The organism is Nonomuraea polychroma, from assembly GCF_004011505.1.
In the GTDB taxonomy this organism is placed as follows: Bacteria; Actinomycetota; Actinomycetes; order Streptosporangiales; family Streptosporangiaceae; genus Nonomuraea; species Nonomuraea polychroma.
Genome location: NZ_SAUN01000001.1, coordinates 6,398,246 through 6,421,266, shown reverse-complemented (window position 1 = coordinate 6,421,266; position 23,021 = coordinate 6,398,246). Strand labels below are relative to the sequence as shown.

The following is a 23,021-nucleotide window of genomic DNA, read 5'->3' as shown; positions in this document are numbered from 1 at the left end:
CCTCCTCTCAGGTCTTCCCCGGCACCGTCGTGTCCAGCAGGGACGCCTGCGCCAGGTAGGCGCGGGTCGCGTCCGGGTCGCCGGCGATCGCCCGCAGCCCCGCCATGGCCGCGGCCAGCCTGGCGTTGTCGTGCTCGCGCACGCCCGCCAGCCGCGTCTCTCCGCGCGGCACCACCCGCTGCATCAGCACCGAGCGCCGCCGCCAGGCCCACGCCTCCAGCGCGGCAGGCGGGGCGAAGCCGCCGAGCACCGCGGCGATCACCTGGCCGACCTCGGCCGCGTCGTGGATGCCGGCGTTCATGTTCAGGCCGCCGACGGTGGAGGTCAGGTGCGCGGCATCGCCGACGAACATGACCCGCCCGCACCGGTAGGAGGTCAGCACGCCCCTCGACAGGCCGAACCGGTCCGCGCCCGTCACGTGGATCGGCTCACGGGCTCCCGGCAGCGCCCGGCGGATCAGCAGCGACAGGTTCGCCGGCGACAGCGGCTCGTGCGAGTCGACGGGGATCTTGAAGATGATCCGCCAGTGGTCCGGCAGTCCGAGCAGGGTGCACGACTGCTGCACGTCCCGCACGTACGTCAGCGGCGCCAGGCTCGGCAGCAGCCGGTCCAGCGGCGAGTCGGTGAACACCCGCAGCGCCTGCGTCGGATATCCCGACCTCGGGAACGGCAGCCCCAGCGAGCCGCGCACCGTGCTGTGCGCGCCGTCGGCGGCGATCATGTACCGGGCCCGCGTCCAGGTGTGGCCGACGCGGACCCGGATGCCTGTGCCGCCTTCCGCCACGCCGTCCACACGAGTGCCGAACCGCACGTCGACGCCGGGGTAGACATTGAGGGCCGCGAGCAGCAGCGGCGTGAGCGCGGTCTGGTCGGCGTGGATCCTGAACGGATGCCTGGTCAGCCCGTCCAAGCGGTTCATGCCCATCTCGGCCAGCACGATCCCCGACCGATCCCGCCACTGCACCCGGTCGACCACACGGCCCTTGGCCACGAGCTGCGAGGCCACGCCGAGCTCGTCGAGCAGGTCCAGGGTGGCCGGATGGAACGTGCAGGCCCGCGGCTGCCGGATCGGCTCGCTCTCGCGTTCCAGGACGGTGACCGGGATCCCCGCCCTGGCCAGGGAGAGCGCCGCGGTCAACCCCGCCGGCCCCGCTCCCACCACGATGACGCCGTTCATGCCCTGCCTCCCGCATGCGCCACCCCTGGAGCCGCCATGGGGCGGCGATAGGGCACGCGGCCGAGCGTCACGTGCTGTCCGACCGCGTGGGACAGGGCCCACCAGGCGGTGCAGAGGTTGGAGGTGAGCAGCAGCCGGTCGTTGCCGGCGCTGAGCGGGCCGAGCACGGGCAGCGTGGCCATGCCGGTGCCGGTGAACAACAGCACCGCGTCCCCGGGCACCTCGGCCAGCTCGACCTGGGTGATCAGCTCGGCCGGGGTGACCGCGTACGAGGAGTAGCCCTCCTTGGCGCGTACCTGGATCACCTGGGTGACGTTGAGGCCCGCGGTCTTCCAGAACCGCTCGGCCAGCTCGGTCAGCCACGGCTGGTACGGCGACACCAGCACGATGTCGCCCACATCGACGTGCTCCATCGCCGCGCGCGTGGCCTGCGTGGCCGAGGCGAACGGGACCCCGGCCGCGGCACTCAGCGCGGCGCACTGGTCGCGGTCCTCGTCGGGGCCGAGCAGATAGCGAGGTTCGCTGCAGGCCATGACCATGGCGTTGAGCGGCAGGCCGTCGAACGCGGAGACCATGAGGGGCAGGTCGTCGTTGTAACCCTCCAGCCGTTCGGCCAGGGGCAGCCTGGGGCGTACGGGAAGGCGGGCGACATGCATGTCGGCCCGTGACCCGAGCAGGCGGGTCAGCTCTGGCTCCGCGGACGGGTTCGCGGGCGCGACGATCACGCCCACCCGGCCGCGGCTCACCGAACCGTTGCGCATGGGGTGTCCTCCGGAGGGGATCAGGAGGCGCGGTGCCGCAGCGCCTGGTCGATCTCGGTGATGGCCTGCACGGACACCTGGCGGATGCGGCGCAGCCGATGCACGGTCCGCGCTGATGTCGACTCGTCCCGATCTTGCGGTGTGCCGGCCCTCGCGCCCCGCGTGGGGACTTCGTGGGGTTGTGACCTGCGCATCTCGTCGGCGAGCATGATCGCTCCTGTCTATCGCGGGTTGACGACTCGGAAGTCGCTTGCGGGGTCGCGGGCCGGTTGCCTCCCGGCCGCGCTCCGTACGTTGTCGGATCGTTCGCGCGGTCCGGCGAGGAGCCGGCCGGGAACGGCCGGCTCCTCTTCCGCCGCGCATTGAGATCGAAGGTCGGTCTCACGGCCCGACGCCCCGGCGACCCGCACCAGCGCCGCGGCGGCGAGCAAAACGGCGGCCGGGAAGGCCACCAGCAAAGAGGCGTGCACAGGCGCCGGCTCCCGCAGGGGCCGGCCGATCAGCACCGTGGCGCCTGTCACGCCGATCGCCCCACCGAGCACCACCCCAGTGCTGATGGCTCCGATCGCGGAGACGTGCCGAGCCGGCACGCCTCCGCCCAGGGCATAAAGCCAGCCCCAGGCGCTACCCCTCGAGTTGGCCAGCACGCCAGCCGCTACCGCGCTGGCCATCAGCACCGCGCCGACCAGGTCGGGCACGTGCCGCACGGTGCCGGGGGGGCGGGGAAGCGCCGGGGCCAGCGCCAAGGGCGCCGCCACCAGTCCCGCGCAGGGGACGAGCAGACCGCGTCGGCCATGCTCGGCCGGCGGCGGCGTGTACATCATCGCGGCACCCGGCATCTGCCTCGGCGCTCGCGTCGCCGGGGCAGGGTGCTCGCGAAGGAGGGCCGGCGTCATAGCGCCGTTCCCGCGCTCAAGGCCATGTTGGGCACGCTGACGCAGACCATGCGCTCCGTCAGCCCCGCTCGTGGCCCGGCCGCGCGTGACCTGGCCGGCACCGCACCGCCGGCCACCATCCGCGCGACCCTCGAAGCGAGCGCGAGGTGCTCGCCGCAGCGGCGGGCCACCTTGGCCTCCAGCCCGGCCACCTGGGCCAGCCTGAGCCTCAGCGGCTCCAGTGACGACCGGCGTTCGAGGCCGTCGAGGTCGGCCAGCCGGGCAGGCCAGCACAACGCGTCGCCGCAGCGGGCTTCCACCTCGGCCGGGAGCTCCTCCACCGGGAACCCCGCGTGACGCAGCCGGGTGGCGATCATGACGGCCATGAACGCCGTCTTGTCGAAATGGGCAAGCCGTCCCGTGAGGGCCGCGCTCAGCATCCTGGCGCGGTGGCTCAGGCAGACCGAGCTCCACCCGAGCAACAACAGCCGATCCGGGCCCGTCTCCGTGTGCCAGCCGGCCAGCCGCAGCTCGCGAGCCATCCGGTGGTAGTAGCGCCAACGGTTACGGGGACTCTCCAGCCAGACCTGGACCCCGCCGAGCGGCAGGCTCGCGACGCGTACCTCCGGCCCGATGAGCGGACCGGCCACGCGGGCGCAGATGTGCTTGACCACCTGCTCCTGCCCAGGGGAGACCGGATCGCTGAGGAACCAGGAATCCGTGGTCATGTCCGGCCACCTCCTCGACGGGACTCTCCAGAACCGCCTTGCTGTTAAGCCTCAGTTACCACACGCTCCGATACTGTGCTTAGCCCGGGGACTATGTCAACTGACAGTTTCCGCATAAGTTGATACCTTCCCGCGTGGCAGAGCTTGCCCGCATGGCAGGGGACAGTGGGGCTCGCGTCCCTTACGCTGGAAAAGTTCACGGGCAGTAGGAGGTGTGCCGTGGCGAACTTCGCCGAGCGGCTCGATCTCGCGCTGACCAAGCGCGGCTTCACCGGCGCGCAGGTCGCCTCCGCCCTGACGGAGGCGGGCATCCCCATCACCCGTGCCTACGTCAGCCAGTTGCGCACCGGCAAGCAGACCAACCCGACGCTCCAGGTGCTGCGGGCGCTGGCCTCCTGCCTGCAGGTGAGCGTCGGCTGGCTGGTCGGCGACGACCACCTGGAGTCGGGCGCCGTCGAGGATCTGCAGCTGCGCGCAGCGACCATCGGGCTGTCGGCCTCCGGGTTGTCGGAGAGCTCCCTGGCCGTCCTGCGCGGCGTGGTCGAGCTCGCCCGCAAGGCCGAGGGCCTGCCCGACGAGCCCGAGACCACCTCTGAGATCCCCGACGCCGCCGGGCCTCTGAGAGGGCCGCAGCGCCGGGCGCTCGGCCGCCGGCTGCACGGGCTGCGGCTGGCCGCGCAGCTGTCGGAGGAGCAGGTCGAGACCGCGATCGGCAAGGGCGCGGCGGCCATCCCCGCCATCGAGGAAGGCCGCATCGCCCCTGCGCCGATCACCGTGGAGCGTCTGCTCACCGTCTATGGCATCGCCTCGCCGCCGATCCGCGAATACGTGTTGTCACTGGCCAGGGGCGAGCGTGAGGCCGCCTGGTACGACGCGCCGTCCATCCCGGTCTGGCTGGCCACCACCTACGCGCTGGAGCAGCGCGCCACCCTCATCCGCACCTTCCACACCCAGTTCGTCCCGCCGCTGCTGCAGACCGAGGACTACGCCAGGGCCGCGATCGCCGCGGCCGGACCCGCCACCCTGGGGCAGCTGACGGTGGACGAGGCGCTGGCCCTCGTGATGGCCAGGCAGGAGGCCCTGGCGCGGGACGCCGGGATCGTGGTGTGGGCGGTGATCGACGAGAGCGTGCTGATGCGCACGATCGTCGGCGGGCACGTGCAGCTACGCCAGCTCGAGACGTTGCTGGAGCACGCCAAGCGGCCCAATGTCTCGCTGCACGTGGTGCCCATGGAGGATCCGGCGTACGTGCCGCGCACCGGCCCGTTCACGCTCTGGCGCTTCGCCGAGGCGTTCGAGCCCGACATCGCGTGCGCCCACGGCATCGAGGGTGACGAGCTGGTCACCGACACGGGCGCGGTGGAGGCGTACCACCAGGCATTCACGAAGTTGTCGGTGACGACGACCACCCGCGAGGAGACCGTCGAGGTGTTGAATTGCCACCGCGAAAGGCTCTCGCGTGCACTGGGAAAGTGATCTCTTTCCCGGGTAAATGATCGTTATGCGCGAACTTCGGTGATGCACATATACCCAAAACTAATGGCTTTTCGTGTTGTGTTCTCGCGAGTAGCGAGGATCATATGGTCTGGGTCATCGAGTGGGGTCCGCAAGGATCAGCTTTTCCCGAGATAGTGGGCGAGGGGAAAGGGGCAACACTCAATGCGTCAGCGTGCCATCCGAAACCTGGCGAAGCTGGAGATGACCCAAGCAAGTGTCACTCGGATTCTTGACGCCGCGGCGGGTGGAAAGAACAACTTCGTAGCGGACCGAGATGCGATGCGCCGCTACGATCTGGCCGCCCCCGTCACGACGACGGCCGCGCGGGCCGTGCTCGACTATGTGTGCCGCGTGGTGCGTCATCTGGGGACCGAGGGCGTGGACCAGTTCCTGATCGTCGGCAGTGGCGTCCCCAGCGGTCTGCCCTTGGGCAGGCAGCTGCATGACGTGGCCCGTGACGCCCTGGGCGCCTCCGTGCCCCGGGTGGTCTACGTGGAGAGCGACCCCATGGTGCTGGCCGGGGCGCGGGCGACCATCGAGCCCGTCACCGACCTCGTACGCGTTGTAGAGGGCGACGTGCGCGAGATCGACGACATTCTCGATGACAGGGTCGTCCAGACGTTCCTGGAGTGGGACCGGCCCATGGCGGTGCTGCTGCTGTCGACTCATAGCCTGAACGACGACGAGTACTTCCATTTCGTGATCAAGCGGATCAGGCAGGAGGTGCCGGAAGGCAGTTATCTGTCATTGCTGCAGACCACGTTCGACGCGATTCCCGCGGAGTTGTTGCCGGCCATTCATGAGCTGCTGGCGATGACGCTGCCCGGGCACGCGATTCGCGCCCGGGAGGAGGTTGAGGCGTTGCTCGAGGGTCTGGCGCTGGTGGATCCGGGATTGGTGTGGGTCCCGGAATGGCGGCCGAACGGCCACGACACCGCCTGCCTCGAAGATCCGAGTTCGTCCGGCAATTACGGTGCCGTGGCCTGCATTCCGTGAATCAGGTCAGGGCATGGCCGGGAGTTCGGCCGGCTCGCCGGCCGGGCTCTTGGCCGGCTCGACGCCGAACGCGAGCACCGCCAGCACCGCCAGCACGAGGGGCACCGCCCCCAGCAGCGCGGTCGTGCCGATGGAGGGTGCCCCCATGCCTATGAACGGGCCCGCGACCAGCACGCCGGTGACGGCCACGCCGCCGAACTTGCCGACGCCGGCCGACAACCCCGAGCCGCGCGAGCGGACCCGGGTCGGGTAGATCTCCGAGCTGTAGGCCGCCAGGACCGCCGCGATCGCCGCCGTCCCTACGATCGGACCGGCCAGCACCACGTAGAGCCATGTGCGGTCCTGCGCCAGGGTCTCGCCCGAGAACGACAGGACCAGCAGGGCCGCGCCGACCAGCGCCGAGAGTGTGATGATCGTCTTCTTGGCGCTCCACAGGCCGTACATCGCGGCCGAGACGAAGATCAGCGGCAGGCCCAGCAGCGTCGAGTCGCGTAGCGCGCGGTCGGCGGTCTGCTGGTCGAGGCCGAGCCGCTGCAGGTTCGACGGAATCCACAACTGGAAGCCGTACGTGACCAGGCCGATGCTCAGGCCGAGGATGACCACGGCCACCGTGAGCCCGGTGAACGGGCGGCGGAACAGCCGTGAGTAGCCGCCGTCGTGCTCGTCCGCGACCCGCTCCACGTCCTCGGCGGAGACCGCGGCGGCCCCGTACCTGGACATGATCGCCCGGGCCTCGTCGTCGCGGCCGTGCGCGAACAGGAAGCGCGGCGACTCGGGGATGAAACGGTTGAGCAGGATCAGGAAGACGCCGGTCGGCAGGCCGACCAGCCACAGCACCCGCCAGGAGAACTCCGGCACCAGCGCGGCCGACAGCCAGCTCGCCGCCAGGTAGGCGACGGCCAGGTTGCCGCCGATCAGCACCATCACCCAGCCCTTGTGCCGGGGCGGGATCGTCTCGGCGAGCAGCGAGAACGTGATCGGCAACATGCCGCCCGCGCCCAGTCCCATGGCCAGGCACATGGCCAGGTTCCACTCGAAGTCCGGCATGACGCCGCAGATGGCGGTGCCGATGAACAGCACGCCGGCGAACAGGATCGACGGCTTGCGGCCGATCTTGTCGCCCATCCACCCCCACAGCAGCGAGCCGAGCACGGTCCCGGTGAGGCCGGCCAGCGGCAGCAGCGCGACGGGCAGCTCGCCGCCCGGGTTGAGCGCGGACTTCAGCCCGTACTCCTTGGCCATGCCGGGCGCGACGAAGCCGAGCGTGATCGGCTTCATGGCGTCGATCACCACGGCGACGGACATGACGACGATGAGCCCGATGTGGGCCGGCCGCATCCGCGCGTCGTCGAGCGCGCGCACCCGCACCTCCCCGGCCGGCTTGGCGGTGAACGCGCCAGGCGGCACCAGACCGTACGCGGTGACGACCAGCCCCACGACGATCAGCACCATGCCGATCGTCATCGGCAGGTCCATCGGCATCCCGGCCAGCCGGTAATGCGTGTCCGCGCCGTGCAGGTACATCGGCAGATGCAGCACCACCCCCGCGACGATGGCCAGTGTGCCCAGCCAGAAGTACAGCGGACGAGCTAACGCGACCCCGCCCACGAATTCCCCCTTCGATCGATCACAACAGGCGGCCACCCCGAAGCCGCCACTTGACGAACAGCACCCGCATGGGGCCGTTCACGAACAGCCACTGGCCCAGCCAGACGACGGCGAACATGGTCGCGAACGCCCACCAGGACAGCGGCCCCTGGACGCCCGGCACCAGGCCGGCGTCCAGCAGCACCCACATGACCAGCCCCTCCGGCACGGCGGTGACCAGCCCGAACATCGTCGGCCAGTCCTTGTCCCAGCGGAACTGCATGAGCAGGTGGTACAGCAGCTCCCAGCCGACGCCGACGAGGGCGACGGCCAGCAGCACGAGGTAGGCGTCGGCGAAGGACATCGGCAGCAGCAGGGTGAGCAGGGCGGTCAGCACCGCGCCCACCGTGGCCAGCACGAACAGCCGGGTCTGCACGCGCCCGGCCAGCGTGGGGATCAAGCGAGCCTCCTGTTCGCCGCCCACTTGAACCACTGGGACACCGACCTGGCGGGGCCGAGCCCCTTGCAGAACCCGCGGCCGGCCAGGTCGTCGGCGATGTCGAGGGCCGCGGTCTGCATGCCGAGAAAGCTGTCCACGGCCAGGAAGTGGTTGCCCGCGGTGGCCGCGCCGGAGGCGTAGAGCACGCCGTGCCCGCTCTCCGCGCCGAGCACCTCGAAGTTCGGGCCGACCGCCAGCCGGCCCGCCTTGTTGGGCCGCGCGCCGCCGTGCTTGAGCAGGTCGTCCAGCACCCGGTGCTCGGGCATGTCGGCCTCGAGCCCGGTGCAGTCGATGATGAAGTCGGACACGTACTGCATGGCTGCCGAGTTCGCGCTGCGGGTGTGGGTGACCAGCAGGCCGTCGGGCTGCTGGTCGATACGGTCGACCACGGCCTGGACGGGGTGGTACCAACGGCCCTGCCTGGCGCGGTGCATCTGGTCCTGCCAGCGGGCGAGCTTGGGGGTGGTGGTGCCGGCGACCAGCGCGGCCAGCTGGGCCCGCCGCTCGGGGGGCGCCTTGCGGAACTGGGCCTTCAGCTGCCCCCCGAACGCCGACTTCGGCATGGTGAACGCCTGGTAGGCCCAGCCGTCGCCGCCCTTGCGCCGCATGAACGGATGCGGCCCGTGCGGCCCGGCGACGTAGGTGCGGAAGAGGTGGACGATCTGCGTCCGCAGGTTGTACCGCTCCCTGTCGTCCATGAGCCGCTGCAGCACGCGCGAGGCCACGATCCCGGCGCCGCGCACGACCACCACGCCGGGCCGCTTCCGCAGCTGGTCGTAGACGTGCTCATGCGGCTCGTACGCGTTGACGACGCGATACCGCTCGCCCTGCCGCTGCCGGAACTCCTGCAGGTCGTCCAGGAACTTCAGCCCCGGATAGCCGACGGCCAGATGCACGTAATGGGAGCGCAGCACCACCCGCTTCGTCTGCGCGACGCCCGCCGGCGGCGTCAGCACGGTGAAGTAGCCGCCGCCCAGCCGCTTCCTGACCATGCGCACCTGGCCCTTGGCCAGCATCTCCCAGTAGCCGATGCGATCGGCCTCCCGCCGCACGGTCTGCATGACCATCCCGGCCTTCGGCGCGTAGAAGTCGGCCAGGATCGGCTCGGTGAGGACCTGGAGCAGCGGCTTGACCGAGCGCTCCGTCCACGCCTCCTGCACCGCGTACGACGGGAAGCCCCAGATGTTGTCGGGCCGCGCGCTCGCGTCGGATCGGATGCGCTCGTGGGCGGGCAGCTGCGAGACGCGGGTGAGGTATTCCCAGGTCTGCCAGGGCGAGTCGCTGGTCGACAACACCCGCATGGCCGATGCCGCCACGCCGCGAATGCGCAGCACGTCCACGAGCGTGAACGAACCCAGCCCGCCGCCCACCGACACCAGCGGCATGTCGTAGACGGGGATGCCCGCCGCCTCCACCAGCTCGTCGGCCCAGACGGAGGAGTGGAGTAACTCCGGCGTGAGATCTCCCCAGGACACGAGAGCTAAAGGTAGCGTAAAACGCGAAAAATCAGTCCCACCAGAACGACCAGGCGTGTCCCCCGATGATCTGGTCGGCGTACCCCTGGAGATCGCCGGGGCCCTGGACGACGTTGTCGGGGCAGAACGTCCAGTGCTCGGCCGCCACGTGCAACGCGTGCTCGCGATCGACCGGCGGCGCGGCCACGCTCAGGTCCAGCGTGTTGAACCCGACGCTCACCACCCGCGCCCCGAACCTGTCCTCCCAGCTGCGCACCACGGCCGCCATCGGCACCATCCACTCGTTGTGGTGCAGCGCGCCCTGCCAGCCCATGACCGCCAGCGCGTCGGCGCCCCGGCTCGCGGCGACCAGACCGAGCGGCATGCCCCTGGCCGCGAGCTCGCCGGCGTACCAGTCGGCGACCTTCTCCGGGTCGGCCTTCAGCACGCCGGGCGGCGCCGGGCCCGGGCAGATCGCGCCGTACGGCTCCAGCTCGTCGAGCGCGTCCTGCGGCATCTGCCTCACCCACTCCTGCCACACCTCGGTCATGAATCCCTCGGCGGTGAAGTGGTCGATCTGGCGGGGATCATCCGGCACGACCTGCCCGACCGCCCAGGGCTGCGCCGATTCGTCCAGCAGCACCGGCCATAACCCGCTCTGCGGATGCCAGGCGCGCAGGCGAGCCCAGTCCTCACCGCTCGCCGGTTCCTCGCTCATCCAGAACGCCGGCCTGGCCGCCTCGCCCTGCCGCGTGTACCCGGGATCGGGCCAGACCACGTCACCCGGGGGCAGGGCGGCGGGCAACACGCGGCCCGCGCCGCCGTCGGGGAACAGCTGGCACAGCTCACGTGGCAGCCGGTGATCGTTCATGCCCTACCGTTCCGATACCGAATCCTGTCTCGGAGATGGTAGTGCGGCCGATCGCTCCAGCACCGTCAGCGGTACGCGAAAAGCTCAGTGCTGCGAGAATGTAGGGCTGTGATCCCCTTTGCCGCGGTTCTGACTGACCTCGATGGCGTGCTGCGCCACTTCGACCACGCCGTCCAGGCCGACATCGAGGCTCGCTACGGACTGCCCCTCATGAAGACCGCTTTCGACCCCGAGCTGATCCTGCCTCCCACACTCGGCCAGGTCACCGAGGCGCAGTGGGCGGAGGCGATCGTCGCCGCCCTCGGCGGGGACGACCGCGCACGCCAGGCCGTCGCCGAGTTCATGGAGGTGCCGTTCTGGGTGGACGAGCAGGTCAGGGAGCTGCTGGCCAGGGCACAGCAGCACGTTCCCGTGATCATCGTGACGAACGCCATGGACACGGTGGAGGAGCACCTCGACCGTCTGGGGCTCACCTACTTCGCCGACGACCTGGTCAGCAGCGCCAGGGTCGGCGTGGCCAAGCCGGACCGGCGGATTTACGAGATCGCCGCCGAGCGCGCCGGGGTCGCGCCCGAGAGCTGCCTGTTCGTCGACGACCGGCTCCCGAACGTGGAGGCGGCCAGGGCGCTCGGCATGACCGGCGTCCACTACCGGACGATTCAGGACCTGGCGGCGGTGCTGGGCTGACGCGATGCGCACGTGGTTGTTTCCGGCGCGGCTCGCGCCAACCGCGCCGGAAACGTCAGGTGGACCGCCGCCCCCGGCCTTCTGCCGGCGAGCTGCGCTCCTCGCCTGGCCGGGGGCGACGGCGCGAGAGCGCCGGTCAGTACCCGCCGTAAGGGTTGTTCTGGGAGGGCGGCTGGGTAGCTGGGGCGCTCGACTTGTGGCCGGAGGGGTGCGTCGGCGTAGCCGACGGGGCTCCCGTCCCGGTGGAGGTGGGCTTCGTGCCCTGTGGGGCGATGACGCCGATCAGGCCGTGCTTGGTGCCGTCGATGCCGGCGGAGAACCACAGGGCCTTCTCGCCGCCGGTGGCCGCGGTGCCCGGCTCCAGGTCCCACAGGCCCGGCAGCACGATCGGCTTGCCGCTGGAGTCACGCAGCGAGCCGAGGTGCCGGCCCTGCTTGTACGCGTGCACGGTGCCGTCGCCGAAGTTGCCGACCAGCAGCGAGCCGGCGTACGGGCCCCAGCCCTGCGGCGCGGCCGTGAGGCCCCAGGGGGCGTTGAGCCCGGTCCGGGAGATGCGGCCGGTCAGGCGGCCGGAGGCGTTGAAGCGGCTGACGAAGCCCTTGCCCCTGCCGAAGACCGGCTTGCCGGTGGCCGGGTCGCGCAGCGCGTACGACACCCAGATGTTGCCGTTGGCCACCGCGACGTTGTAGGGGTGGTAGCCGTCGGGCAGAGAGCTGTCATGGAACTGCCAGCGGGCCAGGCGGATGCGCCGGAAGTCCTCGTCGAAGGCGTGGATGCGGCCGCCGGCGAAGTCGGCGGCCAGCAGGAATGCCTCGTCTTCGGTCTCGACGAGCTCCAGGCCCTTGTAGTCGGCGCCGCGGGTGAACGCCGCGATGATCGCGTTCTTCGGGTCCACCTCGGCGTTCCAGCCGGTGATGGCGCCGCTCGGGCTGGAGAAGATGAACGTGGCGGGCTTGCCCTTCACGGTGAAGCCTTCGCCGGGGTTGAACACCTGGCCGGTGGGGGCTCCGCCGGGGATCCACACCTCGGTCTGCTCCTTCTTGCCCGTGCCGGAGTAGACGGTGGCGGTGCCGGTGCCCGTGTTGGAGACCCATAGTGTCTTGCCCATGGCCAGGCCCCACGGGTTGACGACCTTGGGGTCGGTGACCGGGGCTTTGCCCTGAACATCCGACACAAGGGGGATGACGTCGAAACGAGTCCTGGTGGTGGCGTGTGCGGGAGTGGTGAGAGTCGCTCCCAAGACGACCGCAACAGCGCAGAGTGTGATGATGCGTGGCCGCATCCGTTGCCTCCTAGTTAGCGCTTGTGACGCGAGATACGCGGAGGGCGGGAGACCGGTTCAGCCGGGTGTCGGAAATATCGGTACAAGAGTTTCCCCGCGTCACGCGGGGGAGAGGGAAAGCATGAACGTGTTGGGCATCGACATCGGCGGCTCGGGGATCAAGGGCGCCCCCGTGGACACCGAGGCGGGCCGGCTGGCCGAGGAGCGCCTGCGCGTTCCGACACCCCAGCCGTCGAGCCCGGATGACGTGGCTGACGTGGTGGCGTCGATCGTCAAGCATTTCAACTGGATCGGTCCGGTCGGTGTGACGTTCCCCGGCGTCGTCATGGACGGTGTCGTGCTGTCGGCCGCCAACGTCGACCGCTCGTGGATCGGCATGGACGCGGCCGGGTTGTTCGGCGGCGCGAGCGTGGTCAACGACGCCGACGCGGCCGGCGTGGCCGAGATGACCTTCGGCCGCGGGCGCGAGCAGCGGGGGACCGTGCTCGTGCTGACGTTCGGCACGGGGATCGGCAGCGCGTTGTTCACGGACGGGACGCTGGTGCGCAACACCGAGCTGGGGCACCTGCAGCTGCACGGCAAGGACGCCGAGCACCGGGCCTCGGACCGGGCCCGCCAAGAGCACGACCTGAGCTGGGAGAAGTGGGCCGAGCGGGTGCAGGAATACCTGGAGCACGTCGAGATGTTGTTCTCGCCGTCGCTGATCGTGATCGGCGGGGGAGCGAGCAAGAAGGCGGAGAAGTTCCTGCCGCACATCACGCTCCGCACGCCGGTCGTGCCCGCCGCCCTGCAGAACGAGGCGGGCATCATCGGCGCGGCCCTGGCGGCACGCCCCTGAAATTGGGATGCGCCGAGCTCGGCCGGTGGTGCACGATGGGCCGTTGGCTCCGGGGAAGCGGAGCTCAAATATCCTTGAAGCAGTATGGGAACGTCTTCCTTGTCCTCTCCACTCGCCGAGCTCCAGTCCCGCCTGCCCGAGCTCATGCCGCGCGACCAGCGGCGACTGCGGCGCAGGCTCGACGGCATGCGCCGGGTGCGCTCACGTGACACCCGAGACAAGATCGTCGCGGAGATCCTCGCGGACGTGGAGCGGGCCGAGCAACGACTGGCCCGCCGCCGCGAAGCCGTGCCCCAGGTGCGTTATCCGGAAAACCTGCCGGTCTCGCAGCGTAAGGACGACATCCTCGAGGCGATCCGCGACCACCAGATCGTGATCATCGCCGGCGAGACCGGGTCGGGCAAGACCACCCAGATTCCCAAGATCTGCCTGGAGCTGGGCCGTGGCGTACGCGGGCTGATCGGCCACACCCAGCCCCGCCGCATCGCCGCCCGCACGGTCGCCGAGCGCATCGCCGAGGAGCTCGGCACCGAGCTGGGCGAGGTGGTCGGCTACAAGGTGCGCTTCACCGACCAGGCGAGCGACCGCACCCTGGTCAAGCTGATGACCGACGGCATCCTGCTGGCCGAGCTACAGAACGACCGCCTGCTCGACCAGTACGACACGCTGATCATCGACGAGGCCCACGAACGCAGCCTCAACATCGACTTCATCCTCGGCTACCTGAAACAACTCCTGCCCAAACGCCCCGATCTCAAGGTCGTCATCACCAGCGCCACCATCGACCCCGAGCGGTTCTCCCGCCACTTCGGCGACGCGCCGATCATCGAGGTCTCCGGCCGCACCTACCCCGTCGAAGTGCGTTACCGGCCGCTCGACGAGGACGACGACCAGACCCAGGGCATCGTGAACGCCTGCCAGGAGCTCGTCACCGAGGGCCCCGGCGACATCCTCGTCTTCCTGTCCGGCGAGCGGGAGATCCGCGACGCCGCCGACGCCCTGACCAAGGCGGACTTCCGCAACACCGAGATCCTCCCGCTCTACGCCCGCCTCAGCGCCGCCGAGCAGCACCGCGTGTTCCAGCGCCACACCGGCCGCCGCATCGTGCTGGCCACCAACGTGGCCGAGACCTCGCTCACGGTCCCCGGCATCAAATACGTCGTCGATCCCGGCTACGCCCGCATCTCCCGCTACAGCCACCGCACCAAGGTTCAGCGCCTGCCGATCGAGCCCATCTCGCAGGCCAGCGCCAACCAGCGCAAGGGCCGCTCGGGGCGCACCTCCGACGGCATCTGCATCCGGCTCTACGAGGAGGAGGACTTCCTCAGCCGGCCGGAGTTCACCGACCCGGAGATCCTGCGGACCAACCTGGCCTCCGTCATCCTGCAGATGACCTCCATCGGGCTCGGCGACATCGAGGCGTTCCCCTTCGTCGAGCCGCCGGACCGCCGCCAGGTCAAGGACGGCGTCAATCTGCTGCACGAGCTGGGCGCCTTCGACGTGCACGGCAAGCTCACGCCCATCGGTCGCAAGCTGGCGAACCTGCCGGTGGACCCGCGGCTGGGCCGCATGGTGCTGGAGGCCGAGAAGAACGGCTGCCTGCGCGAAGTCATGGTGATCGCCGCCGCCCTGTCCATCCAGGACCCCCGCGAGCGCCCTGCCGACAAGCAGCAGCAGGCCGACGAGAAGCACCGCCGCTTCGCCGACCCCGACTCGGACTTCCTGGCCTACCTCAACCTGTGGAACTACCTGCGTGACAAGCAGAAGGAGCTGTCCTCCAGCGCCTTCAGGCGGCTCTGCAAGGCGGAGTTCCTCAACTACCTGCGCGTCCGCGAGTGGCAGGACATCTACAGCCAGCTGCGCCAGTCGCTCGGCGCCCAGCCCAACAGCGCGCCCGCGGACCCTCAGCACGTGCACGCGTCCCTGCTGGTCGGGCTGCTGTCGCACATCGGCGTCAAGGACGTCATGGAGAAGCGCGGCGCCGACGGGCGCCGCCCGATCCAGGAATACATCGGCGCCCGCAACGCCCGCTTCGCCATCTTCCCCGGCTCCACGCTGGCCAAGAAGCAGCCGCAGTGGGTCATGTCGGCCGAACTGGTCGAGACCTCCCGCCTCTGGGCCCGGGTCAACGCCAAGATCGAGCCCGACTGGGTCGAGCCGCTCGCCCAGCACCTGGTCAAGCGCACCTACTCCGAGCCGCACTGGGAGAAGAACCAGGGCGCGGTGATCGCCCTGGAGAAGGTCACACTCTACGGCGTGCCCCTCGTCGTCGGCCGCAAGGTCAACTACGGCCGCATCGACCCCGACCTGTCACGCGAGCTGTTCATCAGGCACGCGCTGGTCGAGGGCGACTGGGACACCCACCACCGCTTCCTGAAGGAGAACCGCAAGCTCCTCGAGGAGGTCGAGGAGCTGGAAAACCGGGCCCGCCGCCGCGACATCCTGGTGGACGACGAGGCGCTGTTCGACTTCTACGACCAGCGCGTCCCCGCCGACGTGGTCTCCGCCCGGCACTTCGACTCCTGGTGGAAGAAGGCCGGGCGCGAGACGCCGGAGCTGCTGACGTTCTCGCCGGAGATGCTGGTCAACGAGGGCGCCGACATCAGCGCCCGCGACTACCCGGACACCTGGAAGCAGCTGGGGCAGCGGATGAAGCTGACCTACCAGTTCGAGCCGGGCGCGGACGCCGACGGCGTGACCGTGCACGTGCCGCTCCAGGTCCTCAACCAGGTCAGCTCCGACGGCTTCGACTGGCAGATCCCTGGGCTGCGCGAAGAGCTGATCACCGCGTTGATCCGGTCGCTGCCGAAGCACCTGCGCCGCAACTTCGTGCCCGCCCCCAACTACGCCAAGCAGGTGCTGGCCGGGGTCAGGCAGGGTGGTGAGCCGCTGCTGGCGGCCGTGGAGCGCGAGCTGCTGCGGCTCACCGGGGTCCGGGTGCCGCGTGAGGCCTGGCAGCTGGACCAGGTGCCGGACCATCTGCGCATCACGTACCGGGTGATCGACGAGCGCCGGCGCACCGTGGCCGAGGACAAAGACCTCGACGCGCTCAAACGCCGTCTGGCTCCGAAGCTGCGCCAGACGTTGTCGCAGGCCGGCGACGACCTGGAGCAGACGGGCCTGCACACGTGGAGCTTCGGCCGCCTGCCGAAGGTGTTCGAGCAGGGCCGGATGAAGGGCTACCCGGCGCTGGTGGACGCGGGCGACTCGGTCTCGATCAAGATCTACGAGACGGAGGCGGAGCAGCGGCGCTCCCACTGGCCCGGCGTGCGCCGCCTGCTGCTCCTCAACGTGACCAACCCGGCCAAGTCCCTGCTCGGCGGCCTGTCCAACCAGGCCAAGCTGGCCCTGTCCCGCAGCCCGCACGGCGGGGCGGTGGCGTTGTTCGACGACGTGGTCAACGCGGCCGTGGACAAGCTCATGCTCGACGTCGGGGGACCCGCCTGGGACCCGGTCGGTTTCGACCGCCTCTACCAGCACGTACGCGCTCATCTTCACGACACGGCGGCGGACGTGCTCGGCAAGGTGGAGCAGATCCTGGCGGTCTGGCACGAGGCCGGTGCGCGGCTCGACGCGTTGCGCCCGAGCGCCTCCACCGATGACATCCGCGACCAGCTGAGCAAGCTCGTCTATCCGGGTTTCGTCACGGCCACCGGCTACCGGCGGCTGTCCGACATCCTCCGCTACATCCGAGCCATCGACCGCCGCCTGACCAAGCTCCCCGAGGAGCCTTGGCGTGACCAGGAGTGGATGGATCGGGTGCACAAGGTGGAGGACGACTACCACGATCTGCTGGAGAAGCTCCATCCGGCGCGGCGTGGGGATCCGGACGTGGTGGAGATCCGGTGGATGATCGAGGAGCTGAGGGTGAGCTTCTTCGCGCAGACGCTGGGGACGCCTACGCCGGTTTCCGAGAAGCGGATCGCGAAGACGATGGAGAAGCTCACCCCCTGAAGAACGAGCTCACGCCGGCACGCTGAACGCCTCCTGGACGAAGAACTGCGGGGATGCGCTCGTGGTCGAACCGGCGGTCCTTCGCGTCACGCTCCGGTTGCATGAAAAAATCCCCCTTACGGTAGTTGTCGGGCTTTCACCTGGTGCCCGAAGAACTGAGCTGAAACAGGTTCAAGCGGGGGGATCGATGATCAAGGCTGTGGTGTTCGACGTCGGGGAGACGCTCATCGACGAGACGCGGATCTGGTCGCGCTGGGCCGAGCGGCTGGGCGTGAGCAGCTTCGTGCTGATGGGCGCGCTCGGCGGTATGGCCGCGCTCGACCGTCCGCACGTGGACGCGTTCGAGCTCGTCCGGCCGGGCTTCGACCTGAGCGCGGAGGAGGCTGCCTGGGAGCGTGACGACCCGGACGGCCTCCGTAACCGCTTCGACGCCGGCGACCTCTACCCGGACGTGCGCGAGGCGCTGGCAGAGCTCCGCGCGGCCGGATACCAGGTGATCATCGCGGGCAACCAGCCGCGCCGGGCCTACGAGGCGCTGGTCGCGATGGACCTGCCGGCCGACTCGGTGCACACCTCCGAGGACTGGGGCGTGGAGAAGCCGCAGCCGGAGTTCTTCGCCAAAGTGGCCGCGGTCGCGGGACGGGAGCCCGCAGAGATCCTGTACGTGGGGGACCGGCTCGACAACGACGTACTACCGGCGGCGCGGGCGGGCATGCGCACCGCGTTGCTGCGCCGCGGCCCGTGGGGCTACCTGCACGCCGCGCGCCCGGAAGCCGCGACCGCCGACGTGGTCGTCGACGACCTGCATGCCGTCCTGCCCGCGGCGCGGCGGCTCACCTGAGGCCTTCGCCGGGATCGATGCGGACCGCCCGCTCCTCGGCCGACAGGTCCGAGTCGTCGTCGCCCCAGTCCTCGCCGAGTTCCTCGTCCTCGACGTCCGGCTCCAGGCCCGCGTCAGGCTGGGTCAGCCGGTGCTTGGGACGGGGCTGGCGGAGCCGGTCCGGGGCCTCGCGGCGCAGCCGCTCGTCGAGCGTGTCCCTGCGCCGCGGGTCGTCCTCGACGACTTCATGATGGAGCCCGAGATCGTCGGTCCACTCGCTGACCTCGATCGCCTGCTCATCACTCATGCCGTACCGGTTCGGAGGTTTTTCGGTCATATGTGCCCCCTACCCAGGGAGCGGCCCGAAATCCTAGGACTTGGCGTGCCTCAGAGCCTCGGCCAACTCTTCCTTGCCCATCTGGGATCGGCCCGGAATGTCGGCCTTCTGGGCCTGCTCGTACAGCTCGGCCCTGGTCGCGCCGGACGGCTTGGCCTGCTTGGGGACTCCGGTCGGCTTGGCCTGCTTGGGGACGCTGAGCGCCTTCAGCTCCTCCGCCCTGCGCTCCTGGAACGCCTTGCCGAGTTCCTTCAGCCGCTTCTCGCCGGCCGACTTCTTCAGGGCGGGGAGGATCTTGCTCTCTTCCTCCTCGACGTGGTGCGTGACGGAGGTGATGAGCTCCTCCAGCGTCTTGCGGAACTCCGGAGTCCCCGGCTGCGACCTGACGAGCGCGTCGAGGAGGATTTCGGCCTGCTTGTGCTCCTCGACGCTGTGGTGCGCGTCGATGCCTGGATAGACCCGGTCCTCCTCGGCGCGGGCGTGGGCGATGAGGAGCGCATGCAGCTCGGCCACGGTGGCCTTCTGGTCGCCCTGCTGCTTCTTCAGCCGTTCGAAGAGGGACTCAACGGTCCTGTGGTCTTTGGTGATCAGAGTGATGACGTCGGTTGCCATGGTGACCACTGCTACCCGGAGGGGCGGCGGTCATTCGGACTCGCCGAGGCGTGCCCGGGCCTCCCTCAGCTCCTGGCGGAGCGCGGCGAGCTCCCGCTCGAGCTCGAGGATGCGCCGGATGGCGATGAGCGTCATGCCTTCCTCGGCCATCCGCGTGACGTGCTGGACGGTCATGATGTCGCGGCGGGAGTAGCGCCGCTGACCGCCGCTCGACCGGCTCGGGCTGATCACGTCGTGCCGGTCCAGCCGCCGCAGGTAGGCCTGCTGCACCTGGAGCATTTCCGCCACCTGTCCGAGGGAGTAGAGAGGGGCGTGCTCGTCGTCGAACGGCAGATCGGGCATCATGATCTCCTCATGGTTCGGGGGCGGACCCAGCCGCGCCCGCCCCCGGTCACCGTCCCGGTCAGGCTTTGATGGCCTTCGTCTCGCCCTTGTGGATCTCCACCTTGCGCGGCTTGGCCCGCTCCAGCACCGGGATGCGAACGGTCAGCACGCCGTTGGCGTAACCGGCGTCGATCTGGTCGCTGTCGAGGTGCTCGGAGAGGTAGACGCGCCGGGTGAACGTGCCCATGGGCCGCTCGCGTACGAAGAGGCGCTCGTTCTCGGCGACCTCCTCCTCGCGATGTGCGCTGACGCTGAGGACGCCGCGGTCGACCGTGACCTCGATGGATTCAGGGTCGATGCCGGGCAGGTCGAAGCGCAGGAGCACGTCGTCCTCGCGGCGCAGCCCGTCCATGGGCATGACCGCTCCGCCGACGTCGAAGGTCTGCTGAGCCAGGCGGTTGAACTGGCGCTCGAATTCCTGGAAGAACGGGTCGATCGAAGTCAAGAGCATTTCCGAACCTCCTGCTGCTGGTGGCCTTATAGCTAACCTCCAACTACACTTACAGGTTAACTATAGGACCGCATGTAAAGCAAATCAGGTCAGGGGTTACTCGCCCTGGGGTCAGGCCTGCTCGAGACGGGGGCGCAGCCGGGCGGCCTGCCTGATCGTCCGGCCGGAGAGCCTGGCCAGCGCCACGGCTGCGAGCAGCGACGCCGCCACGCACGCCACGCCGCCGATCTCCAGTGCGAGCCGCGGCCCGAGCGTGTCGCTGAGCCGGCCCAGCAGCGGCCCGCCGAGCGCGCCCGATCCGGCGCTGACGATGGACAGCGCGGCGATGACCCGGCCGCGCATCGGCTCGGGGCTGTCGAGCTGCGCACGTGCCGAGACGGTGGTGTCGAGGGTCACCGCGCCGGCCGCGATCGGCAACATCAACGCCGCGAACGACCACAACTCCGGCATCAGCCCGCTCAGTGCCTGCGCCACCCCGATCGCGAACGCGGTGATCAGCAGCAGCCGGATCGTCAAGTGCGGCCTCGCGGCGACGAGGAAGCCGCCGAGCACCGTGCCGACGGCGAACACCGTGGACAGCAGGCCGTACCCGCCGGCGCCCGCCTCCAGAGGGCCGGCGCTCATCGCGGCCATGGTGACCTGGTAGTTGCGGCCGACGCTGCCCGAGACGAACCACAGCGCCAGCACCACGAGCAGCCAGGGGGTGCGCAGGACGTACCGCAGCCCTTCGAGTACGGCGCCCGGCTGCCGCTCGGCGGCGGCGAGCGGGTGGAACTCCTTGCGCCGCATGGCCGCCACCGCCGCGATCACCACGAAGAAACTGGTCGCGTTGATGACGAACAGGCCGGTGTTCCCGGTGACCGGCAGCAGCACGCCGGCCAGGCTCATGCCCAGGATGCGGCCGGCCGAGCTCAGGAGGGAGCCGAGCGCCATCGCGTTCGACAGGTCGGCAGGGGGCACGACCTGGGCTCCGAACCGGCCGAGCGCCGGACCGCCCAGTGCGGTCACCACGCCGCCCGCCAGCGCCACCGCGTAGATCGGCACCACGGAGTCGACGCCCGTCACGACGATGGTCGCGAGCACGGCCGCCAGTGCGGCCTGCGCGAGCTGCGCGGCGATCACGACCGGCCGGCTGGGCAGCCGGTCCGCCAGGGCCCCGCCCCACATGCCCAGCAACAACGTCGGCAGCGCCTGCATGACGAGGCTGAGCCCGACGCTGGTCGCCGAGCCCGTCATCTCGAGGATGAGCCAGTTGAGGCCGAGCACCTGCATCCAGGTGCCGGTCACGGAGATGATGTCCGCTCCTGCCCAGAGCCGGTAGTTATGATGACGCAGGGCTCTGAACGTGGAGGAAGTCAGAGACAAAACATGTCCTTGCCTTGAAGATTCGCCGGGGGGTCCAACGCACCGTTCCGGCGAACGGATTCCGGTCCTGCCGGAATGTGAGGCAACACACGTTTAAAATTGAATCAAACTAGTTCTGCGGGATAGTCCCTGCTCACGAGCGCCGCGTAGTGGCCGCCGCGCGCCATCAGCTCGTCGTGGGTACCGCGCTCGACGATCCTTCCGTGGTCGAGCACGACGATCTGGTCGGCGTCGCGCACGGTGGACAGGCGGTGCGCGATCGTGATCGTGGTGCGGCCCCGAGCCAGCGCGTCGAGCGCCTCCTGCACGGCCCGCTCGGTCTGCGTGTCCAGCGCGCTGGTGGCCTCGTCGAGTATCAGCACCGGCGGGTCGCGCAGCAGCGTGCGCGCGATGGCGAGGCGCTGTTTCTCACCGCCGGAGAACCGGTAGCCGCGCTCGCCCACCAGCGTGTCGTAGCCGTCGGGCAGCGCCGCGATGTGATCGTGGATGCGCGCGGCCCGCGCCGCCGCCTCCAGCTCCTCGTCCGTGGCCTCCGGGCGGGCGAAGCGCAGGTTGTCCGCGATCGAGGCGTGGAACAGGTAAGTCTCCTGCGCGACCACGCCGACCGTCGCGCTCAGCGTCTCGAACGTCAGCTCCCGCACGTCCACCCCGTCGATCGTCACCCGCCCGCCCGTGACGTCGTAGAGCCGGGGTGGCAGGTAGCTGAGCGTGGTCTTGCCCGCGCCCGTCTCGCCCACGACGGCGAGGCTTGTGCCGGCCGGGACGACGAGGTCCACGCCGGTGAGCGTGGGGCTCTCGCCGTAGGAGAAGTCGACGTTCTCGAAGCGCACCTCGCCGCGCACCCGATCGAGCGTACGGGCGCCGGGGTGAATGTCCACCGGCAGGTCCAGATACTCGAAGATGCGGCCGAACAACGCCAGCGAGGTCTGCACCTCGACGCCCAGCCGCAGCAGCGACACCGCAGGCCGGAACAGGCTCGTCTGCAACGTCGTGAACGCCACCAGCGTGCCGACGGAGATCGCGCCGGTGTAGCCGACGGCCCAGTAGATCATCGCGGGCATCGCGGCCATGATGATCTGGATGGACGACTGCCGCCAGCGCCCTGCCATGCTCATGCGCACCCCGAGGTCGGCCAGCTCGTCCGAGGCCCGACCGAAGCGCTCGGTCTGCCCGGCGGCCTGCCCCATCGTGCGGCCGAGCAGGATGCCGCTGATCGACAGCGACTCCTGCACCATCGAGGCGATCTTCGCCAGCTTGCGCTGCCGCTCGGCGGTGATGCGCTTGCGCTCCGTGCCCACCTTGCGGCTGATCCACACGAACACCGGCAGCAGCAGGAGCGAGATCACGGTCAGCCGCCAGTCGAGCGCGGCCATGGCGGCGATCGTGGCGATCACGGTGGTGAGGTTCGAGACCAGGGAGGAGGCGGTCGAGGTGACGACCTGCTGCATGCCGCCGATGTCGTTGGCGATGCGCGACTGCACCTCGCCGGTCTTGGTGCGGGTGAAGAAGGCCAGCGACATGCGCTGCAGGTGCGAGTACACCGCGATGCGCAGATCGTGCATGACCCGCTGGCCGATCGTGGTGGAGATCAGCGTCTGCAGCACGTCGAAGACACTGGTGGTGACCGCGACCGCGATCATGCCGAGGGCGAGCAGCGCCAGCAGCCCGGCATCCCTGGACGGGATCGCCACGTCCAGGACTTCGCGCAGCAGGAACGGCTGGGCGAGGGACACGAGCGAGGCGAGCAGGATGAGAGAGCCCACCACGGCCAGGCGGCCACGGTAGGCGCGGAACAGCGTGATGATGCGCCGCAGCGGCGCCCGTGGTTCCTCCGCCAAGTGGTTCT

The 23,021-nt window shown here is 69.8% G+C and carries 22 protein-coding genes; 6 read left to right on the top strand and 16 right to left on the bottom strand.

All coding sequences use genetic code 11. The annotated features are described in order from the left end of the window. Window positions 1–7 precede the first annotated feature (7 nt). The 5 genes from EDD27_RS29275 to EDD27_RS29255 form a co-directional block, all read right to left on the bottom strand. Window positions 8–1,177, bottom strand: coding sequence for an FAD-dependent oxidoreductase (locus EDD27_RS29275; RefSeq protein ID WP_127935241.1), 1,170 nt, complete (start codon window positions 1,175–1,177; stop codon window positions 8–10). Continuing rightward, window positions 1,174–1,938, bottom strand: a complete 765-nt coding sequence (locus EDD27_RS29270) for a maleate cis-trans isomerase family protein (protein WP_127935240.1) — start codon at window positions 1,936–1,938, stop codon at window positions 1,174–1,176. The genes EDD27_RS29275 and EDD27_RS29270 overlap by 4 nt, the downstream gene beginning before the upstream one ends. Window positions 1,939–1,958: 20 nt before the next feature. Continuing rightward, window positions 1,959–2,147 (bottom strand): hypothetical protein, encoded by a 189-nt coding sequence (locus EDD27_RS29265; protein WP_127935239.1) that lies wholly within the window; start codon window positions 2,145–2,147, stop codon window positions 1,959–1,961. Window positions 2,148–2,159: 12 nt separating this feature from the next. Continuing rightward, window positions 2,160–2,762 (bottom strand): hypothetical protein, encoded by a 603-nt coding sequence (locus EDD27_RS29260; protein WP_127935238.1) that lies wholly within the window; start codon window positions 2,760–2,762, stop codon window positions 2,160–2,162. Between the two features lie 68 nt (window positions 2,763–2,830). After that, the gene (locus tag EDD27_RS29255; RefSeq protein WP_127935237.1) at window positions 2,831–3,541 is read right to left on the bottom strand and encodes a hypothetical protein; all 711 of its coding nucleotides are present in this window, start codon (window positions 3,539–3,541) and stop codon (window positions 2,831–2,833) included. A gap of 219 nt (window positions 3,542–3,760) precedes the next feature. Between EDD27_RS29255 and EDD27_RS29250 the strand changes: the two genes are divergently transcribed. Together EDD27_RS29250 and EDD27_RS29245 are read left to right on the top strand one after the other, a co-directional pair. Further along, on the top strand, window positions 3,761–5,017 hold the full coding sequence (locus EDD27_RS29250) for a Scr1 family TA system antitoxin-like transcriptional regulator (protein WP_164903833.1): 1,257 nt from the start codon (window positions 3,761–3,763) through the stop codon (window positions 5,015–5,017). Between the two features lie 183 nt (window positions 5,018–5,200). Then, window positions 5,201–6,034 carry an SAM-dependent methyltransferase gene (locus EDD27_RS29245; RefSeq protein WP_338324669.1) on the top strand — a complete coding sequence of 278 codons (834 nt, stop codon included), beginning with the start codon at window positions 5,201–5,203 and terminating at the stop codon, window positions 6,032–6,034. Window positions 6,035–6,040: 6 nt separating this feature from the next. Here the strand turns inward: EDD27_RS29245 and EDD27_RS29240 are convergent, their stop codons facing one another. The 4 genes from EDD27_RS29240 to EDD27_RS29225 are packed head-to-tail and all read right to left on the bottom strand — an operon-like array spanning window position 6,041 to window position 10,445. Further along, on the bottom strand, window positions 6,041–7,642 hold the full coding sequence (locus EDD27_RS29240) for an MFS transporter (RefSeq protein ID WP_127935235.1): 1,602 nt from the start codon (window positions 7,640–7,642) through the stop codon (window positions 6,041–6,043). Between the two features lie 19 nt (window positions 7,643–7,661). Next, a complete protein-coding gene (locus EDD27_RS29235) occupies window positions 7,662–8,081 on the bottom strand; it encodes a hypothetical protein (RefSeq protein ID WP_127935234.1) in 420 nt (139 codons plus the stop codon). After that, on the bottom strand, window positions 8,078–9,595 hold the full coding sequence (locus EDD27_RS29230) for a hypothetical protein (RefSeq protein WP_127935233.1): 1,518 nt from the start codon (window positions 9,593–9,595) through the stop codon (window positions 8,078–8,080). The genes EDD27_RS29235 and EDD27_RS29230 overlap by 4 nt, the downstream gene beginning before the upstream one ends. Window positions 9,596–9,626: 31 nt before the next feature. After that, on the bottom strand, window positions 9,627–10,445 hold the full coding sequence (locus EDD27_RS29225; RefSeq protein ID WP_127935232.1) for a DUF4253 domain-containing protein: 819 nt from the start codon (window positions 10,443–10,445) through the stop codon (window positions 9,627–9,629). Window positions 10,446–10,553: 108 nt separating this feature from the next. Here EDD27_RS29225 and EDD27_RS56995 point away from each other — a divergent pair, with 108 nt between their 5' ends. Then, complete coding sequence (locus EDD27_RS56995; RefSeq protein ID WP_241564320.1) at window positions 10,554–11,132, top strand: HAD family hydrolase; 579 nt, start codon at window positions 10,554–10,556, stop codon at window positions 11,130–11,132. Window positions 11,133–11,268: 136 nt separating this feature from the next. Here EDD27_RS56995 and EDD27_RS29215 read toward each other — a convergent pair whose 3' ends face one another. After that, window positions 11,269–12,306 (bottom strand): TIGR03118 family protein, encoded by a 1,038-nt coding sequence (locus EDD27_RS29215; RefSeq protein ID WP_164903832.1) that lies wholly within the window; start codon window positions 12,304–12,306, stop codon window positions 11,269–11,271. Between the two features lie 229 nt (window positions 12,307–12,535). On the opposite strand from EDD27_RS29215, the gene ppgK reads away from it, so the two are divergent. From ppgK to EDD27_RS29200, 3 genes are all read left to right on the top strand, one after another. Next, window positions 12,536–13,252, top strand: coding sequence for a polyphosphate--glucose phosphotransferase (ppgK, locus tag EDD27_RS29210; protein ID WP_127935230.1), 717 nt, complete (start codon window positions 12,536–12,538; stop codon window positions 13,250–13,252). Window positions 13,253–13,336: 84 nt separating this feature from the next. Beyond that, complete coding sequence (gene hrpA, locus EDD27_RS29205) at window positions 13,337–17,206, top strand: ATP-dependent RNA helicase HrpA (RefSeq protein ID WP_127935229.1); 3,870 nt, start codon at window positions 13,337–13,339, stop codon at window positions 17,204–17,206. 187 nt (window positions 17,207–17,393) lie between these two features. Beyond that, window positions 17,394–18,047, top strand: a complete 654-nt coding sequence (locus EDD27_RS29200) for an HAD family hydrolase (protein WP_127935228.1) — start codon at window positions 17,394–17,396, stop codon at window positions 18,045–18,047. Here EDD27_RS29200 and EDD27_RS29195 read toward each other — a convergent pair. From EDD27_RS29195 to EDD27_RS29170, 6 genes are all read right to left on the bottom strand, one after another. Next, window positions 18,040–18,363: a DUF5709 domain-containing protein gene (locus EDD27_RS29195; RefSeq protein WP_241564319.1), complete on the bottom strand. Its 324-nt coding sequence runs from the start codon at window positions 18,361–18,363 to the stop codon at window positions 18,040–18,042. The genes EDD27_RS29200 and EDD27_RS29195 overlap by 8 nt on opposite strands. Window positions 18,364–18,396: 33 nt before the next feature. Further along, the gene (locus EDD27_RS29190; RefSeq protein ID WP_127935227.1) at window positions 18,397–18,975 is read right to left on the bottom strand and encodes a hemerythrin domain-containing protein; all 579 of its coding nucleotides are present in this window, start codon (window positions 18,973–18,975) and stop codon (window positions 18,397–18,399) included. 30 nt (window positions 18,976–19,005) lie between these two features. Beyond that, a complete protein-coding gene (locus tag EDD27_RS29185) occupies window positions 19,006–19,320 on the bottom strand; it encodes a MerR family transcriptional regulator (RefSeq protein WP_127935226.1) in 315 nt (104 codons plus the stop codon). A gap of 58 nt (window positions 19,321–19,378) precedes the next feature. Further along, a complete protein-coding gene (locus EDD27_RS29180; RefSeq protein ID WP_127935225.1) occupies window positions 19,379–19,810 on the bottom strand; it encodes an Hsp20/alpha crystallin family protein in 432 nt (143 codons plus the stop codon). 111 nt (window positions 19,811–19,921) lie between these two features. Continuing rightward, window positions 19,922–21,175, bottom strand: a complete 1,254-nt coding sequence (locus EDD27_RS29175; protein ID WP_206641703.1) for an MFS transporter — start codon at window positions 21,173–21,175, stop codon at window positions 19,922–19,924. 104 nt (window positions 21,176–21,279) lie between these two features. Continuing rightward, complete coding sequence (locus EDD27_RS29170) at window positions 21,280–23,013, bottom strand: ABC transporter ATP-binding protein (RefSeq protein WP_127935224.1); 1,734 nt, start codon at window positions 23,011–23,013, stop codon at window positions 21,280–21,282. Window positions 23,014–23,021: the final 8 nt, after the last annotated feature.

What these genes read in the sequence shown, in the direction of transcription:
- EDD27_RS29180 (WP_127935225.1), bottom strand. Translation starts at nt 19,810, where the DNA reads ATGCTCTTGACTTCGATCGACCCGTTCTTCCAGGAATTCGAGCGCCAG.
- EDD27_RS29265 (WP_127935239.1), bottom strand. Translation starts at nt 2,147, where the DNA reads ATGCTCGCCGACGAGATGCGCAGGTCACAACCCCACGAAGTCCCCACG.
- EDD27_RS29185 (WP_127935226.1), bottom strand. Translation starts at nt 19,320, where the DNA reads ATGATGCCCGATCTGCCGTTCGACGACGAGCACGCCCCTCTCTACTCC.
- EDD27_RS29200 (WP_127935228.1), top strand. Translation starts at nt 17,394, where the DNA reads ATGATCAAGGCTGTGGTGTTCGACGTCGGGGAGACGCTCATCGACGAG.
- EDD27_RS29260 (WP_127935238.1), bottom strand. Translation starts at nt 2,762, where the DNA reads ATGATGTACACGCCGCCGCCGGCCGAGCATGGCCGACGCGGTCTGCTC.
- hrpA (WP_127935229.1), top strand. Translation starts at nt 13,337, where the DNA reads ATGGGAACGTCTTCCTTGTCCTCTCCACTCGCCGAGCTCCAGTCCCGC.
- EDD27_RS29255 (WP_127935237.1), bottom strand. Translation starts at nt 3,541, where the DNA reads ATGACCACGGATTCCTGGTTCCTCAGCGATCCGGTCTCCCCTGGGCAG.
- EDD27_RS29275 (WP_127935241.1), bottom strand. Translation starts at nt 1,177, where the DNA reads ATGAACGGCGTCATCGTGGTGGGAGCGGGGCCGGCGGGGTTGACCGCG.
- EDD27_RS29190 (WP_127935227.1), bottom strand. Translation starts at nt 18,975, where the DNA reads ATGGCAACCGACGTCATCACTCTGATCACCAAAGACCACAGGACCGTT.
- EDD27_RS29225 (WP_127935232.1), bottom strand. Translation starts at nt 10,445, where the DNA reads ATGAACGATCACCGGCTGCCACGTGAGCTGTGCCAGCTGTTCCCCGAC.
- ppgK (WP_127935230.1), top strand. Translation starts at nt 12,536, where the DNA reads ATGAACGTGTTGGGCATCGACATCGGCGGCTCGGGGATCAAGGGCGCC.
- EDD27_RS29270 (WP_127935240.1), bottom strand. Translation starts at nt 1,938, where the DNA reads ATGCGCAACGGTTCGGTGAGCCGCGGCCGGGTGGGCGTGATCGTCGCG.
- EDD27_RS29245 (WP_338324669.1), top strand. Translation starts at nt 5,201, where the DNA reads ATGCGTCAGCGTGCCATCCGAAACCTGGCGAAGCTGGAGATGACCCAA.
- EDD27_RS29195 (WP_241564319.1), bottom strand. Translation starts at nt 18,363, where the DNA reads ATGACCGAAAAACCTCCGAACCGGTACGGCATGAGTGATGAGCAGGCG.